Genomic DNA, 1534 nt, shown 5'->3' with positions numbered 1-1534 from the left:
CGGCGCCCATGGGCGTGCGGGCGGGGGCGCCGGGGCCGGTGGGGGCGATGGTGTGCCGCCAGGCGCCGAGCAGGACGAGGCCGCCGCAGAGGGCGAGGGCGGTGGCGAGCACGGACGTGGTGAGCGTCGGGGCGAGGGTGCCGCCGTCGAACCAGTCGGGCAGGGTGCCGTAGAGCAGGCCGAAGGCCAGGGACGGTACGGCGAGCACCCAGAGCACGGTGTTCATGGCGAGTGGCTGGCGGCCGTGGTCGGGGGCGGGTTCCCCGTTGCCCTGGAATGCCAGCAGCCACAGCCGGGCCGCGTAGGCGGCGGTGAGCAGGGCGGTGGCCAGGCCGGCGGTGAGGACGAGCCAGCCGGCGCCGGCGGGGACCGCTGCGGTGGGTTCCAGGGCGGCGTGCTCGGCGGCGGCCAGGACGGCTTCCTTGGAGAAGAAGCCGGCGAAGGGCGGCAGGGCGGCGAGTGCCAGCAGGGCGACGGTCATCGTCCAGAAGGCGTCGGGGGCGCGTCGGGCGAGGCCGCGCATGCGGGACATGGCGGCCAGCGAGTTGGTGCCGGCGGCGTGGATGAGCACGCCGGCGCCGAGGAACAGCACGGCCTTGAAGGCGCCGTGCGAGATGAGGTGGAAGACGGCGGCGCCGCGGTCGGCGACGGCGAGCGCGCCGGTCATGTAGCCGAGTTGGCCGAGGGTGGAGTAGGCCAGTACCCGTTTGATGTCGTCCTGGGCGAGGGCGGCGAGCGCCGAGCCGACCATGGTGGTGCCGGCGAGGACGGCGAGCACGGTCAGCGCCGCGGCGGAGGCGGTGAACACGGGCAGCAGCCGGGCGACGAAGTAGACGCCGGCGGCGACCATGGTGGCGGCGTGGATGAGAGCGGACACCGGGGTCGGGCCGGCCATGGCGTCGGGCAGCCAGGTGTGCAGGGGGAACTGGGCGGACTTGCCCGCGACGCCGGTGAGCAGCAGCAGCGCGATGACGGTGGGGTGGTCGAGCTGGAAGTCGGAGAGGCTGGAGGTGAGGCGGGTGACGATGGTGCTGATGCGGAAGGTGCCCGCCTCGGAGCCCAGCGCGAGAATGCCGATCAGGAACGGCACGTCGCCGAGTTTGGTGACGAGGAACGCCTTGAGTGACGCGGCCCGGGCGGCGGCCGTCTCCCAGTAGTGGCCGACGAGGAAGTACGAGCAGATGCCCATGACCTCCCAGCCGACGAGCAGCATGATCAGGTCGTCGCTGTAGACGACGAGCAGCATCGCGGCGGTGAACAGGGAGACCAGCGCGGCGTAGGAGGCGTAGCGCGGGTCGTCGTGGAGGTAGGCGGTGGAGTACAGCTGCACGCAGGTCGCTACGACGCCGACGAGTACGGCGACGAGCACGGCGAAGCCGTCGAGGTGGAAGGCCAGCTCGACGGGCAGCATGCTGTTGCCGGTCGGGGTGAGGCGGGTGGCCGCGGTGACGGCCTGGTCGCCGGTGCCGCCGCCCTGCCGGACGGCGACGAGCACGGCGAGCACCGCGGCGGTGGCGGTGGGCAGCACGGCGAG

General features: G+C 73.4%; 1 protein-coding gene. It reads right to left on the bottom strand.

What is annotated here, in order from left to right:
* The coding region (locus ACYVE9_RS26240; RefSeq protein ID WP_461030382.1) for an NADH-quinone oxidoreductase subunit 5 family protein at positions 1–1534 on the bottom strand (1534 nt) is incomplete at both ends.

It is taken from the genome of Streptomyces sparsus, assembly GCF_054776295.1.
The sequence above is the reverse complement of the archived record's forward strand: the minus strand, read 5'-3'. Positions and strand labels throughout refer to the sequence as shown.